This window comes from Bacillus cereus group sp. BfR-BA-01380 (genome assembly GCF_022663535.1).
GTDB lineage: Bacteria > Bacillota > Bacilli > Bacillales > Bacillaceae_G > Bacillus_A > Bacillus_A cereus_BB.
Window position 1 is genome coordinate 59,017 of the sequence record NZ_JAKUFS010000025.1, and the last position, 16,950, is coordinate 75,966.

Consider the following 16,950-nt stretch of genomic DNA (forward strand, 5'->3'; position numbering starts at 1 on the left):
CTTCCCTGCTTTATGAAACTGCACTCCACTTTTTCATGACAACATCTGCTAAACAAGAAATAAATGGAGCCTTGTCATTTGGCATTTCTGGGCGATAATAGTTTGCTTGAACTTCTTCTGTGACAATTTTACATTCAATGTCATTGTCATATAATACTTCTAAATGATCAGCAACAAAGCCAACAGGTGCATATACAAAGGATGTGTATCCATATTTCTCATGCAATTCGCGTGTTAAATCTTGTACATCCGGCCCAATCCATGGATCCGGCGTATTACCAGCACTTTGCCAGCCTACTGCATAGTTTTCCACTCCAGCCTTGCTGGCAATATAATCAGCTGTTTCACTTAATTGCTCTGGATACGGATCCCCGAGTGTAATGATTTTCTCTGGTAAACTATGTGCAGATACGATAAGGACCGCTTTTTCACGCTCATCATCTGTCATCTTTTCATATATTGCTTTTACTTGGTTCACCCAATAATCAATAAACTTTGGTTCTTTATACCAACTGTCAATACCGTGAATTTGTAAGCCGCCAAGTTTATCTGCTTCTTCTTGTGCTCGTCCGATATAAGACTTCACGCTAAAAGTAGAATAGTGCGGCGTGAGAACAAGAGCAATTGCATCTTCAATTCCATCTTCGTGCATCTTTTTCACCGCATCTTCAATAAATGGCTCAATATGTTTTAAGCCGAGATACACTTTAAACTCCACGTCATCTTGCATTTCATTTAAATATGCTTCTAATTTTTCCGCTTGTTCAAGCGTGATCTTCGCAAGAGGCGAAATCCCGCCAATCGCTCTGTATCGTTCTGTTAAGTCTTCTAACATTTCCGCACTTGGCTTTCTCCCGCGGCGAATGTGTGTATAATAACGTTCAATATCCTCTTCTTTATACGGCGTTCCATATGCCATCACAAGTAAACCGATTTTCTTTTTCATATGGGCTTCTCCTTTACTTCGCCAACTGTTCTCTTGAATAGTTATGTATAAATGCAGTCATCTGTTTTAACGTTTCTGGATTCACCTCTGGGAAAACACCATGTCCTAAGTTAAATACGTAACCTGGCTGTTTCATTCCCTCATCTAAAATCGCTTTTACATGCGTTTCAATCACAGACCACGGTGCAAGTAAAATAGATGGGTCTAAATTTCCTTGCACAGCTTTTTGGATGCCACGAGCACGCGCCTCTTCAATCGGCAGGCGCCAGTCTAAACCGACAACATCAAGCGGCAGATCATGCCATTCATTTGCTAAATGACTCGCTCCAACGCCGTGCATAATAAGTGGTACATTCATTGGACGAAGCTCTGTGAAAATACGCTCCATTGCTGGTTTAATATATAAACGGTAATCCGCAACATTTACTGTGCCAACCCAAGAATCGAAAACTTGAATTGCTTTTGCGCCGGCGTTAATTTGCGCTTTTAAATACGTAATGGTCATATCTGCAAGCTTATCCATGAGCGCAAACCATGCTTTTGGCTCCGCATACATAAACGCTTTCGTTTTATGATAATTACGGGACGGACCGCCTTCAATCATATAGCTCGCTAACGTAAACGGCGCTCCTGCAAATCCGATTAACGGGACATCAAGCATTTCCGTTGTTAATAAACGAATTGTATCGAGCACATATGGAACGTCTTCTTCTGGATGAATTTCCCCTAATTTTTCGACATCTTGCAGCGAACGAATCGGATTATCAATTACAGGACCGATTCCGGATTTAATCTCTACATCCACACCAATCGCTGGAAGCGGTGACATAATATCTTTATATAAAATAGCAGCGTCAACATTATATTGATCAACAGGCAGCTTCGTTACATAGGCACAAAGCTCTGGCTGATGTGTAATTTCAAACAAAGAATACTTCTCTTTAATCTTTCTATATTCTGGTTGGGAACGACCTGCTTGGCGCATATACCATGCTGGTACATAATCTGTGCGTTCTCCTCTGCATGCTTTTAAAAATGTTTCATTGATTTGTCGTACCAAAATCCTTGTCCCCCTTTTTCTAATACAGCTAACAAAACCTATCCTTTTTATCCCGTATTAACAGGCAATAAAACCCCCATCCACCTCAAAATCCAAAGAAGATAGATAGGGAAAAACTGCCCGTAAAAGCCTGATTGGTGAGAGCTTTCCATCAGCACGGAACCCCTACTGATGGAAGTTTCACTTTATCTTTTCTTACTATACAATTAGTGAAAACAAAATGCACAACATTATATACGATGTTCATGAAATTGACACAAACATATGGTAATACTCTGCTTTTTTTTGGAACATTCTCATTATAGCACAAGCTGAAATTACGGTTTAATCTGTTTTGTTTTTTCTCCTTCTCGATTTGTTTGCGGATTAAACGGTACAACATAAAAACGTGGAACCTTAAAAACGTTCATAAACTTCACTTCATACTCCCCTTTTCCAGTTACTGTATCAATATGAGTCGCTTTCTCTTTGTCTATTCTATAAATTCGATATTGAACTCTCTTATCAGGAAGTTGATTCCATGTTAATTTTGCGGTAAACAAACCAAGCGGAGTAAACGTTAACTTCGCTTCTAAACCGTCCACTTTACTTAAACGAATCGGCTCTCCAATAGTCTCAACATCGCGCGGCTGTGCAAATGTATGATCAGCTTGTACATTGGCTTTTGCTAAAATTGTTTTAAATAATTTTGTTGGATAAGAACTGCTTCCACGCACATAATGTTTATCATCCGTGCGGTCATATCCCATCCAAACCGCTCCAACAATATGAGGTGTATACCCAACAAACCAAATATCTCTTGCTCCGTCTTCTTGATTTGGAAGCGACGTTGTTCCTGTTTTCCCAGCAAGCGCCCCTTTATATACACCATCTTGTGCAGTTCCTTCTTTTACAACACCTTCAAGCATTCTTGTCATATACCAAGCGGTTTGCTTAGAAAAAATTTCAATTTCTTTATTGGATGCTTGCCCAATTATTTCTCCGTGTCGATTTAACACTTTCTCAATCACATGCGGCTCAACGATTTTTCCATCCACTCCAAACGCACGATACATTTTCACAAGTTCGAACGGCGAAACGCCTTCTTGTAAACCGCCAAGTGCAGTACTAAGACCATGTTCAGGAATGTGAATATTTCCTTTTTCTAAATACCGCTTTCCTTCTTCTAACCCAATTTCATGCAGGAGGGATACAGCTGGAACATTAGCTGATTGCAGCAGTGCATCATACATCGTTACTTCTTTCGAATATTGATCGTTGTAATTGCGCGGTTCATAGCCATCAAACGAACCCCGTTCATTTGTTAATAAAGAATATGGTGTATATTTTTTCGTTTCAAGTGCTGGTGCATAAACAAGAAGCGGCTTTAACACAGAGCCCGGCTGCCGCTTTGCGTAAATTCGATTTAATCCGCGCGCAATATAATGCCTTCCTCCAACCGCCGCTCTTATCCCGCCTGTCTTACTATCCATGAAAAGAGCGGCCCCTTGCATATGATCATCTTGCATCGGAAAATTACGGACATTTTGCAGTTGTTCATATGCTGTCTTTTGCATCTTGTCATCCATCGCCACAACAAACGTATATCCGCCGCGCAGTACTTCTTGATGGGATAACCCATACGTACGAGCCGCTTCATCAATTACCATATCGATGTACGGCATATAAGCAAGCTCCTGTTCATTTTGATTCATATAAAGAGCAATTGTTTTCCCTTGATATCGCACCGTTTCTTCAGCTGATAAATATCCTTGCTTATGCATTAACGATAAAATTAAATCGCGGCGCTCCTTACTTTTTTCAGGATGCAAAAATGGTGAGTAGTTGCTCGGCGCTTTCGGAAGAGCTGCCAGCATTGCCCCTTCCTCGACCGTTAATTGCCGCGCTTCCTTATTAAAATAAAATTTAGCTGCTGCTTGAATGCCATATGCCCCGTGTCCAAAATAAATATGATTTAAATACATTTCCAAAAGCTGCTGCTTCGTATACTTCTGTTCCAAGTGAAACGCAATCGCAACTTCCTTCATTTTGCGAAACAACGTTTTTTCATGTGATAAAAAGACATTTTTCACAAGCTGTTGTGTAATCGTACTCCCGCCCTCTACTTTCTCTCCAGCAAGAGCATCTTTATAAAGCGCCCTTACAATAGAAGGAAAATCAATGCCATGATGTTCATAAAAGCGCGCATCTTCAACAGCCAAAAAAGCTTGTTGTACAAATGAGGGAATATCTTCAATATGTACCAATTCCCGATTTTCCAAATAAAGCTTTGTCATTTCTTTTCCGCGCTGATCCACAATTTTTGATGAAGAATGAAATACAAGTCTCTTTTCATCCATCATATAACTGCCAGTAAATAAAATGAGTTTATATAGAACAATTGCAAATATAAAAATAGAAACAAAGCCAATGAGGACCATCTTTGTATTCTTCATAATGCATCCTTCTTTCCAAATGATGGTACGTTTATTATTTGAAAAAACAAACCCTTTATGTATAATCCTTCGAAGTTTTTTACAGTTCTTGCTATAATGAAGAAAAGCGGAGGCGACTGTTCATATGCAACAACATCGCTGTTACAGAAGAAGGACGCCCTGTCTTTGAACATCGTTTCCAAAACCGTGCTGGTTTAATTGAAAAAGAACCAGGCTTCCGCGCCATTCGTGTACTGCGCCCATTATCAGACGATACATACATCATTATGACAATGTGGGAAAACGAAGAATCATTTCAAGCATGGCAACAATCACAATCATTCGAAAGAGCACACCAAAAACGCCCAGCCCCGGCTAGCGGCGAACCACAAAAGAGTATTTTTGCAAGACCTTCTTTTGTGACGACGTTTACAGTGGGAGAATAATGAAAAAGGAGCTCTCTTACGTTGGAAGAGGGCTCCTTCTTCATTATTCCTTTTATAGAAACATTTGTTCAGTTTGATTTCCAAACACTAAATGTAGTTTTTGAATAAGGTTTGATAAAAATCACATATAATCGAGGTATAGGCATTGGTGCTGAGTATAAACCGTGGTTAAACCTTCAAGAGGTTTCACCTATTTTGAAAATCCACGAGATTGAAATAATTTACTTCATTTAGATTTCATTTTTCAAGCCATATTTTTGCTAATTTACAGACACCTTCCTTAATTTCATGTTCACTTAAATTTCCCAAACCTAATTGGATATGCGGATATTTTGGTGCGTTTTTAATAAAATATTGAGAGCATGGATAAACAATAATTCCATTGTTAGATGCTTTATTTATCAAATCTTTCTCACTCATTTGAGTTTTGACTTCAATAACTACATAAATACCAGAGGAAGCTCCTTTTATTTCTATATAGTTATCAAAATGCTTATTTATCTCTTCGCACAACACCTTCATTTTACGTTTATAAAGAGATTTCATTTTCCTCAAATGCGCATACCAATATCCCTCTGAAATAAAATGAGCCAGTGTTCTTTGATGAAAAGAAGAAGCTGTTTGTTCTAGTAAAGACGACATTTTCTCGTACCTAGGAAGTAATCGTTTAGGTAAGACCATGTAGCTTACACGGATTGAAGGTAATAATGCCTTAGAAAATGTGCTTACATACACAACCCTGTCATTGGAATCTAGACTCTGTAAAGAAGGAACAGGGTGATGAATGTAGCGAAATTCACTATCGTAATCATCCTCAATAATATATCCCTCAACCTGCTCAGCCCATTGAATTAGTTTTAACCTTTCATTAACAGGCATCGTATATCCAAATGGAAAGTGATGCGTTGGTGTAACATATATCAATCTTGCGTCTGCTTTACAAAGTTGATCAACATCAACCCCATTTTCAAAAACAGATATAGGTTCAATTAAGAATGATTGTAAGGAAAAAATCTCTCTTGCCCCATTGTAACCAGGATCTTCTACAGCTATCTGATGAAACTCCTCTTTTAACAGAAGAGTCAAAATCAATAACAAGTGTTGTGTACTGCTGCCAATCAATATTTGTTCACTAGAAGCGTTAACACCTCTCGACTGAAACAAGTAATCTGCTATAGCCACCCTTAACGACATATCCCCTTGTTTGTCCCCATAGGAATACATAATAGAATCCATTAAAACTTTATTCGTTAGATTCCGCCACTTTGCAATAGGAAAGTTCTCCCTGTCTACCGTCCCAATTTTAAAATCAATTGTTTCACTTACAACTTTTTGTCTCTGTTTATGCGTTACCGTAGTAGGCTCATATGTAAATAATTGCTCGGACATATTTACCTCTACAAAATAGCCCTTCTTACTTTCACTTCGTATATAACCTTCTGCTAGAAGTTGTTCATAAGCCACCTGTGTTGTATTTCTACTTACATTCAAAAGCATTGCTAATTGTCTAATAGAAGGTAGTTTCGTATGCTGCGTAATCTTCCCTGTTAATATTTGTGTCCTTATATAAACATAAACTTGTTGATACATTGGAACATTACTACTCCGATCTATGTTAAAAACGAGTTCTTTCACTTCATACACCTCAACTGTCATTTGAAATTATTGTAAACTGTACCTTTTATAAATGACAACGAAAATTAATATTAAGTATACGGATTCATACAGTACTTATTTAACAGGAGTGATGCTACATTGATTAAAATCATGTACTTATTTTGTTTAATTGTTTGGGGACTTAATTTTATTGCGGTTAAAATTCAAGGGACACCAGTTAGTTTAGAGCTATCATTATCATACCGTTTAGCTTTAACAGCAATTTTATTTCTAGTTCTCATATGGTTTATGAAACCTAATGGAAAACCTAATAAAAAAGATATTCCATTCATCATTTTATTTGGCGTTTGCAATTTTGCGTTGAGTTATCTATGTCTCTATCATGCTACTATCATGTGTTCTGCTGCTATCGTAACTCTAATCTTTTCCTTAAAAGTTATTTTAACTCCAATAGCACTACGAATATTTCTTAAAGAAAAACTACATGCAAGAGTTTTTCTTGGAGGAGTTTTTGGTATCTTAGGTGTTTGTATTCTCATATATCCAACATTAAGTGACTTCAAAGGAATATCTACTATGAAAGGAATTTTGATAGCTCTCTTAGGTACAGTTCTTACCGCAGTAGGAGACGCTTGTTCTGCCAGAAATGCCAGTAAGAAGGTAGACCCAATCTATGCAAATGCTATTGGTTTTACTATAGGTAGTTTGTTAATTGGTTCAATTGTATATGCGCAAGGACAAACAATTGTTTTTCCTACAACCGTTACATACTTATCAGCCCTAATTTATTTAACTTTTATTGCGTCTTTTTTGGCTTGGTTATTTTATTTAAAACTTGTAGAAAAAATAGGAGGAACAAAGAGTGGTTACATGGTCGCTTTATTCCCTGCAATTGGTGGAATAGCATCTGTGATAATTGGAGAAACAGATTTGTCAATGTATTTAGTTTTTGGATGTTTATCTTCTTGTATTGGAGCTTTAATAGCCTTAGGTTTTAGAGTTAATTTTAAAAAATTAACCCCCTATTCAATTATTAAAATTAAGAAATAAAAATATTTTATGAATTGGAGTATCCAGGGATTTCTAGAGATTATCACACAAAGTTCGGATTTTTTTGTAAATAATGGCCCGTGACAATCAAATTGTTCCCCAAAGTGGCTGCTTAAAAGAATGAAGAGACATTGTATTCGATGAACTTGAGGAACAATCTTATTCTAATATTGATACCGTTGAACGATTTAATGAGAATTTCCAATCGGTAGATTGTTCAAGATTATGTTATATCGTGCCCATTGATAAACCATCAATTCAATCACTGGTTCAAATGACTCCTTTATCATGGGCAACCACAGAGGAACAAATTAAATCATTCTTAGAAGGGGATTCAGCTCAAATAACCGCTGATTTAGAAATATTAATTGGTAAGAAATAATATTATGTTTAGGTAGAACATGATTAGATTTTTTTATAAAATCGAAACGTAAATCTGCTGAAAAAGAATCCATTTTGATCAATCTTTGTTTCAAAATGGATTCTTTTTATTTATCGTAAAATGCTAGTTTGTGAGATAGGAGTTTAGCCGAGATACGTGTAAAAATGGGTCATAGACTGTAATTTATCCCCACTGATGACAAGCATCCACCATGTATAAATTATTTGTAATGGATTATTGCTGATTTTCATTGTAATATTCTTCTAATGTGATACCTTTTTCAGAAATTTCTTTTGCAATATCACCTACATATCGGATGTGCCATGGTTCGTATGAATACCCTGTAATATTTTCTTTTCCTTTTAAGTATCGAATAATAAACCCTGCACGATGGGCATTTTCAGCCAACCATTTTCCTTCTTTTGTAGTACCAAAGGATTGTTCTAAGGTGTTATCTACACTACTTGCTGAAACATCCATTGTTAACCCAGTTTGGTGTTCACTATGACCAGGTCTTGCAGATACTCGATCAGTCTCCTCCTTACCTTGTTTTTTAACGTTATTTTGATAAACCCTTCTTTGATACGCTAGAGAACGGAATCCAGATACAGCCTGTAATGTTATTCCATCTTTCTCAGCTAGCGCAAACAGTTTCTCCAATGCGCTTGCAGCTTCTTTACGCATATAACTTTTTTCACATATACCAGAAAAGGCAAAAGTAACATCTGGTACAACTAAATCATCTGGTTTATATCCATCTGGAAGCATACTTTTCTTATTTACAATAATATGAATATCATTTGGATTTTTTGGAGCCCCTTTTTTTATAGAAGTTTCACTTTGCTTTTTAATTGGTTCTGTTAATGGATTTTCTTTTGCTTTTATAGAATTTGAGAAAATAAGTGGATTACACACAAAAATAATACATGTAATCAATAAAATAATCGTTACAATTATTAGCATTCCATTTCCTCTATATAACTTTTTCATATCACTGACCTCTATTTTTCCACTCATACATATAAACCTGAACTGCACCTCCATTATTAGATACAACTAACAATGGAGGTGCAGTTCATAATGCAAGCTCCTTTTAAATTAATTTACTGTTTTTCTTTTGTCGGAAAAATAATAAGCCAAGTAGCCAAATACATTAAATAAAGCAAATACAATTATCCAGCCTATATGGAATCGTTTCCGATGATAAGCATTGATAGTTGCCCAAATAGTGAAAAGAACAGCATATACTGCAATACCGACGAATAACAATAAGGTCATAAAATTGCGGATATCTTTGGTTTCTATATTGACATGCCATTTATCCTCTCCGATTCCATAAGATAAATAGTCAGCAGGAACCCATTTAGGAGCCCATGTTGTTTTTACATGTTGGTAGTTCGGTTTTACTTCTCCTTTATAGTCAAATATAGATGTGAAATTTTCAGCCTCTTTTTTAACATCGTTTATGTTATATATTTGAACTTTCGAAATGAGGTCTGTACGGTTCACTAATTTATTAATTTCATTTTTCATATCTTCAGAAATTTCATCTTTATTACCTAGAATCTCTAATGTTTTTGTAGCAACAATTGAATTTTCTCGTGAAATCTTTTTGTCTGTTGCCTTAATAAGTCCAAACACAGTGGAACTAAGAACTAGAAACGTTATTGCTAGATAAAGCACCCACTTTGCAAATGTTTTTTGTGCTTGAAACAATTGTCTAATAGTGGCATGCATTTCTTTTTCTCCGCCAAACCGGTTAATAGCAATTTCAATCGCTTCTTGCTCACTCTTTCCTTCTGCTTTTAATTCGTGAACAGCTTCTATCAAATGACCTTTCATCTCTGCTTTTAACTCTTGTACTTCTTTCTTATTACCGCCAACATTTTGATAAACAGAATCTATAAATACATCAATTTTCTTCAAGTTTTTTTCCTCCTTCTAAAAACGAGTCAATCATTTTCTTTACAAATTGCCACTCTAAACGCTTTTCTTCGAATCCATCTTTACCTGTTGAAGTGATTTTATAATATTTTCTTCTCCCACCAGGACCTTGTTCATCTCCCCAATAAGATTCAATCCATTTATTCTTTTCAAGTCGCTTTAAAGATAGATATAATGTTCCTTCCTTTAACTCGAATTGTTCATCACTTTTTTCGCGTACTAATTTTGCTAATTCGTAACCATACATATCTCTTTTATGCAATAAGGAAAGGATTATTGTATCAATATGACCTTTCAAAACTTCTTTATTAATTTCCAAAGCTTTCACCTCCGCATTTATTTATATCACACAATACCTAATAATACAAGGTATTATTTTTCAAGAAATAACACCTTATTTTCATAGGGTGATCTTTATTAACAGTACCTCCAAAAAGATATATAAAGTACTCTCTTTTCTTCTTATTTTTATAGGATCATTTCCTATACATGCAAATGCTATTGTTATCAACTTAAACATGCGCACTTTCCCTTATTACGACATATTTATATTCTATTAATCCTTATATGAATCTAAATAATATTATTTACATAATATGTATTTATTATTCATTGAATAATAAATTTATGAGTTATCATTCATATTAATCTTTTGAAAAACCTTTATTTTACGTATTTTCCGCTTGTATTTTATGCAATTTCGCATATCCAAATACAGGAAAACAGTATATGAAATATTATTTTATTATATTAAAATTATTTTCATCTCACTAATTTTCCACAATCTGTTATAATAATTTTATTTTTCAGAGAAATATAAAATTAAAGTTATTATATTTTCTAAAAATAGGATTTTAGTAATATAATTATTTTTAGAACAATTAATTATTATATAACAATTATTAATTTTATTAAGCCGAATTTTATGATTTACTTAACAAAAACATGGTGTTTTAATGAGTGTATAAGATCTTTATCTTCTATGAGAAACAAAAGAAAAAGGTTCATCATTATATGTAGTCGATTAGAACGTGTAGATAGGATGATAACTCTATCATTTATACGTAACTTAAAACTTTAAGTTCAAAAGGCTTTATTTCCAAATTTACATTCTTATCAATTGATCAACTACATTTATTCTCGATAAACCAAATAGAAACATAGTTTAAATTCTTTTATCTCCATAGATTGGTAAATGGATTTTAGAACAATATGTACATTTTATCATTTAAAATCAAACCAAAAGAGGTGTGTAGGATGAAAAGACAGAAAATCAAGAAAATTATCCCAGCAGCATTTGTATTAAGTACAGCTTTATTTGTAGCACCAGGGTTTTCTTCAGCGGATACGAATACTACGAATGTAGGAAACCTTCCAATCGTAATCAGTTCTCAAGAAGGACAAACTCCTATGACAGCTGAACAAGTTGCTCAAAATGGTACGCAGCTTCCTTACATTCCTACGGGTCCTTATGAAGAATTTCCTGGTCAATGGCATGTTTCTACGGAAGATGGAAAGTTAATTGATTATGTATATGTAGATGTTGTTGCACAACAAAATAATACCTCAATGAGCGGTATACTGAAGTTTTCAGGCTATAAGTATGTTAAACCTGATGGCACTTGGATTCAAGATAACGAAAATTATGCACCATCAGGGAATAAAGGAGATGTGCTATATTCAATAGCAATTCCTAAAACGGATCCAATAGCAACAGATACGAAATTACAAAAAAAGCTAGATTGGAAATTAATTGATTCAAATATAGTAGATAAAAATTCAGGTTATCACTGGAGCAAAGCTGTTACAAGTGGTATTTCTCATAATATCTCAGTAGGATTATCCCAAACAATTGGAATGGAAGCAGGCATTGGAGATGTTTTTAAAGTATCAGCTTCATTAACTTGGAGCTTTGGTTATCAGCATACAATTTCAGAAGAAAGTACAATTACGAAGACATTTGATTTTAATCCAAAACCTGATTATGCATATGATCAATATAGAACTGCATTATATCAACAAGTAGCTAACTATTCAGTTATCCCAGGAGCAGGATTACAAAAATGGATGTCTGATAGAACTGCAGATGATATTATCAATAAAATGTCTAACCTTATGGGAAAGGGAAATGCAGTAGAATATAAAGTGAAGAAATCAGTTGATTATCCAGTAGATGTTTTAGTTGCACTTACTTCAAAATAATGAGAAAGCTAGCATTTTGCTAGCTTTTTTAACTTATATATACAAGTTAAAAAAACGACATAAAAGCCCCTTTCTTTTAAGAGGGAGACAAGAGCATCTGGCCGTGCATAGAAGCGGTCAGGGCCTTTTTCCTGCCACATGCGAAGTTTAAAACAAAGGGAGAAAGCAAGTAGCGGTCATGCTGTATTCTGCGTAGCAGCAACTTATAAAGAAAAGCGGAGCCGACTGTTTAGGTCTGTTGGCTAAGGTTCTTTCACACAGAAGGTGTTTTTTACCTTCTCGTGTGGAAGGTTCTTAGACATGAGGGCCTAGGAGGCAGAGCTAGACAAAGATGTCGAAAAATAAAAATGGATTTATATAGATATAAAATATCTTTTTTGACATAATCCTCCTTCAAAATCAAGCAAATATTTTAAAGCACCCCACTGCACCAAAGTTTTTTCTCAACCTTCCAAAAATAAACATTTACTCCTCTTATGCTAGAATAAAACATATTAACCTATACAACTTAGAAACACCTAATTGTTTTTTATTCTGAAGAAAAAAGGAGGATATATCTATGAAGTCACCTGAAAGTGTAATTTTAGTTCATGAAATTTCCAAACTAAAAACAAAAGATGAGCTTTGGAATCCATATTCTTGGTATCGGTATATGAGAGAGAATCATCCTGTCTATTATGATGCAGATCAAGATGTATGGAATGTGTTTTCGTATGATGATGTGAACCGGGTTTTATCTGACTATCGTTTATTTTCAAGTAGAAGAGATCGTCAGCAGTTTTCATTTCCACAACGAGAAACGAGAATGAATTTAAATTCTTCTGATCCTCCTGAACACCGCAATGTTCGTTCTATCGTTTCAAAAGCATTTACACCACGCAGTTTAACTGTGTGGAAACCACATATACAAACACTCGCAAATGAAATGATAGAAAAGCTAAGAAATCGTGATGAAATTGATATTGTAGAAGACTTAGCAGCCCCATTCCCTGTAACGGTCATTTCTAATTTATTAGGTGTCCCTACAACAGATTTAAAAAAGGTGAAACGATGGTCTGATATTTTATTCATGCCCTATAGTCGAGAGAAATTTGCTGATTTAGATAAACAAAAAGCAATCGCTTTAAAAGAATTTAAAACGTATCTTCTTCCCATTGTCCAAGAAAAACGATGCCACTTAGTAGACGACATTCTTTCAGACTTAATAAGAGCTGAATATGAAGGTGAGAGATTGACAGATGAAGAAATTGTAGATTTTTCACTCGGCTTACTGGCAGCTGGTAACGAAACTACTACAAATTTAATTATAAATAGTTTTTATTGTTTTTTAGTTGATAAACCAGGAACGTATACAGAATTACGTAAAAATCCTGATTATATTCCGCAAGCTGTTGAAGAGGTTTTACGTTATCGTTTTCCAGTCACACTGGCACGTACAATAACGGAGGATACAAATATATTTGGCCCACAAATGAAAAAGGGACAAATGATTGTTACATGGGTAAGTGCCGCAAACTTAGATGAGAAACAGTTCCCTAACGCTAGCTGTTTTGACATACATCGACCAGGTAATGACAAACATATGACATTCGGAAAAGGGCCACATTTTTGTTTAGGTGCCCCACTCGCGCGATTAGAAGCTACAATCGCTCTAACAACCTTTATTCAACAACATAAAGAAGTAACACTTTCACCATCTTTCCAGCTCAAGAACTGCCTACTAGAGAATGAACAAACTTTGAAACATTTGCCGATCCTTTTAAAGTGAAGATACTTTAGTAAAAAACCTGTATATATACAGGTTAAAAAAACGACATAAAAACCCCTTTCTTTTTAGGGGAGGACGAGAGCGTCTAGCCGTGCATAGAAACGGTCAGGGCCTTTTCCTGCCACATGCGAGGTTTAAAACAAAGGGAGCATGTGAGTGCAGGTCCTGTTGTATTCTGCATAACAGCGATTTATATGTCGAAAAATTAAAATAGATTTATAGAATAAGCACTTGAGATCTATTTCTCAAGTGCTTATTCCTATTATTATATTCTTCCATAACCGGCAATATGTGCACTCCAATAAGAATTATCTAGCCTAGCCGCACTTACTCCTTTTGAACTACTAGAGTTATAGAATGTATTGTTTCCAATGTACATACCTACATGTGTGATATAAGTACCTGAATTGTAAGTACCTTTGAAAAACACTAAATCACCTGGCTGAAGATTACTTTTACTTACACGCTTAGTAGCATCATATTGCTGCTGAGCAGTACGCGGTAATTTAATTCCTTGTGTACCATAACCCCATTGCATTAATCCTGAACAATCAAATCCAGTTTTTGGGCTATTTCCGCCATATCGATATGGCGTTCCTTCATATTTCTTCATTTCCGCATAAACCTTTTGAAATTGAGAAGCAGTTATGGACTGCATTTCAAAGGATTCAATATTCATAGCTTCAAAATTCGTTTGCAATGCTACATCTTCATTTACAGAAATGCTACTCGTTTCTTCTGCAGAAGCAAAACTGCTACCAGCTCCAATCATCATCCCAAATGCTAAAGTTCCTGCTATCAATTTCCTCATAATATCCCCCATTTCATACATTTTTTTACAACAAAGTGAATTTCGACCGTTTTTTCACAAAATCCTTTAAATAGGTTAGGAGAAAATAGCGAATCATGTTGAGAAAATTTTTTAGGATACCGCAAGCAGATGTCGACTGTAGGTGTTGTTTGTTTAGAAAGAAAATCCTGTTTTTAAATATAAATTTCAGATTACAAGGGTGATTAAAAGTTTAAGTTTTTCAAGTATTGTACTATGATATATTTAATTTCATTATTTAAGTTAAGCAAGGGTATGGTACTCTTATATACAATCTAGAGAACATCTGACTTAAGGGGTGGTTATAATGGCACGTGTTTTATTTATCATATTTGGCGAGAAGACCCCCACCTCAAGCGCAAACGGTAGGTGGGGGATGAATCGCTTTTTTTGTTTTTTTAGCATATAGATAGAAACGTATGTTCTTATTTGGTATACTTTGTGTATACAAAACAAGAAAGGGGTGTGTCCAATGAAAAAAGCATATTTTTCAATTCGTATCTATAAGAATGCACTAAATCCGAAATATGTTGAAGCGATTGGACATGCTCTTTTCGTATTTAATCGTGCGAAGCATTTCGCTTTTCAAACGCAAGTGTTAGAAAAACGTTCTGGTACTTCCAGACGTTCTGATAGTATGCAGATTACTGTGAAATCACGATTTAGTCTGAATGATTATTTTGCAAATAGTGCTGTACAGGAAGCCAATGCACTATTTTCTTCTCAGACAGAATTGAAGAAATTGTATATTGAAAATAAAAATGAACAAATGAAAGCTGTAAAAAAGAAGATGAAGAAAACCAAGTCAGATTTGACAGTGCTGAATAAAATAAAAACATCGTTTATCAAAGGGAAGCCAACGTTCAATAAAACGTCCAAAGAACAACAAAGGGGACGATATTTTGTTGTGCAATTTAAAAAGAGAACGGATATTTACTATCATGCCTATCAATTTGAACATGAATATTTAGATGTACGTATTCAAACACTTCGTTCTCGTTTAGGTAGCCTTAAATTTCGGTTGGATAGACTACAAAAACTACTTCATAGTTTAAAAAACAACGTTTCTTCTGTTGTATTTGGGAGTAAAAAACTATTTAAAGCACAACATACTGTAGATACTTATGTTCAAAATCATACACTTTGGGTGCAGGATTTTGAAAAGGCTCGTTACAATCAAATGTTGATTTCAGGTCGAAAAGATGCGAAATCAGGAAACTTTGTATTTACATACAATACAGAATCACAATCTTTACACTTTACAACCCCAAACGGTGTTGCAGTTGAAATTCCTAACCTTACATTTCCATATGGACAAGAACAAGTGAATGCAGCTGTTCAAAACCAATGGAATTGCAAAGATAAAAAGAATGCAGGAAAACCAATCAGTTGGGCAATTGAAGATCATGGAGATTACTACATTTTTAAATGCTTCATAGATATTGGAGAGAACGAAAATAAAAACTTCAGCAAATCCGATGGTGTCATTGGAATAGACTGTAACTTTGACCACTTCGCTTGGTCAAACATCAATAAAAAAGGACAACTCATAAAAACGGGTGTATTATCCTTTGATATGTTAGGGAAAACATCAGAACAAATTACGAAAATGATGGAAGCAGAAGTTATTGCACTAGTTGATATTGCTGTAAAAGCAAACAAACCGATTGTTGTAGAAAAATTAAACACAACAAAAGCAAAGGTTAAGAATCCTTATGGCAATAAAAAGGCAAACATGATGATGAGCATGTTTGCTTACAAAAAGATGATTTCAGCTATGAAAAGCCGTGCTGAGAAGATGGGTGTAGCAGTATTTGAGGTAAATCCAGCGTACACGTCTCAAATTGGTAAAATCAAATATATGAAACGTTTTGGTATTAGCATTCACCAAACAGCTTCTTATGTCATTGCTAGAAGAGCAATGGGATTGAAAGAAAAACTTCCACCAATTTTGTATTCACTACTACCAGAGAAGATGGTAGGTCTGCATCATTGGGCGCAATGGAAGTGGCTGTCTGGCATCCTGTCTGATTTGCGTGTTCACACATTCTATCAGATGGAGCTTTCGAACCATAACAAGATTCGTTCTGTGAATGAACTTTTTCCTCCAGGGGCTCTTACCGACTTGGAAGTAAAAGGTTTGTCTAAGTTTGAAAGCAGAAAAACCATACCTTGTTGAATGAGGCCACTGAAAAAGTGAAAGCTTCTTCGATTTAATCGAAGAAGCTTTCACTTTTTATGTATAATTTTCATTTTTTTTATGAATAATGGTTGTACTAATTCTAGGTGGTG

At 35.1% G+C, this 16,950-nt stretch carries 12 protein-coding genes and 1 pseudogene; 5 read left to right on the forward strand and 8 right to left on the reverse strand.

The window, feature by feature from the left end:
* Positions 1-10: 10 nt before the first annotated feature.
* The 3 genes from hemH to MR076_RS20050 all read right to left on the reverse strand — a co-directional run bounded on the left by hemH (position 11) and on the right by MR076_RS20050 (position 4,441).
* Complete coding sequence (hemH, locus tag MR076_RS20040; RefSeq protein ID WP_242223527.1) at positions 11-946, reverse strand: ferrochelatase; 936 nt, start codon at positions 944-946, stop codon at positions 11-13.
* Positions 947-959: 13 nt separating this feature from the next.
* On the reverse strand, positions 960-2,006 hold the full coding sequence (hemE, locus tag MR076_RS20045; RefSeq protein ID WP_242223529.1) for a uroporphyrinogen decarboxylase: 1,047 nt from the start codon (positions 2,004-2,006) through the stop codon (positions 960-962).
* A 317-nt stretch (positions 2,007-2,323) separates the two neighbouring features.
* Positions 2,324-4,441 (reverse strand): transglycosylase domain-containing protein, encoded by a 2,118-nt coding sequence (locus MR076_RS20050; RefSeq protein ID WP_242223532.1) that lies wholly within the window; start codon positions 4,439-4,441, stop codon positions 2,324-2,326.
* A 122-nt stretch (positions 4,442-4,563) separates the two neighbouring features.
* Between MR076_RS20050 and MR076_RS20055 the strand changes: the two are divergent.
* Positions 4,564-4,866 (forward strand): annotated as a pseudogene (locus MR076_RS20055) (antibiotic biosynthesis monooxygenase family protein); the annotation flags it as partial.
* Positions 4,867-5,103: 237 nt separating this feature from the next.
* Here the strand turns inward: MR076_RS20055 and pdxR are convergent.
* A complete protein-coding gene (pdxR, locus tag MR076_RS20060) occupies positions 5,104-6,501 on the reverse strand; it encodes a MocR-like pyridoxine biosynthesis transcription factor PdxR (RefSeq protein ID WP_242223534.1) in 1,398 nt (465 codons plus the stop codon).
* A 132-nt stretch (positions 6,502-6,633) separates the two neighbouring features.
* On the opposite strand from pdxR, the gene MR076_RS20065 reads away from it, so the two are divergent.
* On the forward strand, positions 6,634-7,533 hold the full coding sequence (locus tag MR076_RS20065) for a DMT family transporter (RefSeq protein ID WP_396021724.1): 900 nt from the start codon (positions 6,634-6,636) through the stop codon (positions 7,531-7,533).
* Positions 7,534-8,149: 616 nt separating this feature from the next.
* On the opposite strand, the gene MR076_RS20070 is transcribed toward MR076_RS20065, so the two are convergent.
* The 3 genes from MR076_RS20070 to MR076_RS20080 form a co-directional block, all read right to left on the reverse strand.
* Complete coding sequence (locus MR076_RS20070; protein ID WP_242223540.1) at positions 8,150-8,905, reverse strand: M15 family metallopeptidase; 756 nt, start codon at positions 8,903-8,905, stop codon at positions 8,150-8,152.
* Positions 8,906-9,013: 108 nt separating this feature from the next.
* Complete coding sequence (locus tag MR076_RS20075; RefSeq protein WP_242223543.1) at positions 9,014-9,841, reverse strand: permease prefix domain 1-containing protein; 828 nt, start codon at positions 9,839-9,841, stop codon at positions 9,014-9,016.
* A complete protein-coding gene (locus tag MR076_RS20080; RefSeq protein ID WP_242223546.1) occupies positions 9,828-10,178 on the reverse strand; it encodes a PadR family transcriptional regulator in 351 nt (116 codons plus the stop codon). The genes MR076_RS20075 and MR076_RS20080 overlap by 14 nt, the downstream gene beginning before the upstream one ends.
* 938 nt (positions 10,179-11,116) lie before the next feature.
* Between MR076_RS20080 and MR076_RS20085 the strand changes: the two genes are divergently transcribed.
* On the forward strand, positions 11,117-12,061 hold the full coding sequence (locus tag MR076_RS20085) for a hypothetical protein (RefSeq protein WP_242223548.1): 945 nt from the start codon (positions 11,117-11,119) through the stop codon (positions 12,059-12,061).
* A 559-nt stretch (positions 12,062-12,620) separates the two neighbouring features.
* Entirely contained in the window at positions 12,621-13,829 is a 1,209-nt protein-coding gene (locus tag MR076_RS20090) for a cytochrome P450 (protein ID WP_242223550.1), read from the forward strand.
* Positions 13,830-14,094: 265 nt separating this feature from the next.
* Here MR076_RS20090 and MR076_RS20095 read toward each other — a convergent pair whose 3' ends face one another.
* A complete protein-coding gene (locus MR076_RS20095) occupies positions 14,095-14,640 on the reverse strand; it encodes a C40 family peptidase (protein WP_242223553.1) in 546 nt (181 codons plus the stop codon).
* Between the two features lie 490 nt (positions 14,641-15,130).
* Between MR076_RS20095 and MR076_RS20100 the strand changes: the two genes are divergently transcribed.
* Positions 15,131-16,837 carry an IS200/IS605 family accessory protein TnpB-related protein gene (locus MR076_RS20100; protein WP_242223556.1) on the forward strand — a complete coding sequence of 569 codons (1,707 nt, stop codon included), beginning with the start codon at positions 15,131-15,133 and terminating at the stop codon, positions 16,835-16,837.
* The last annotated feature ends 113 nt before the right edge of the window (positions 16,838-16,950 follow it).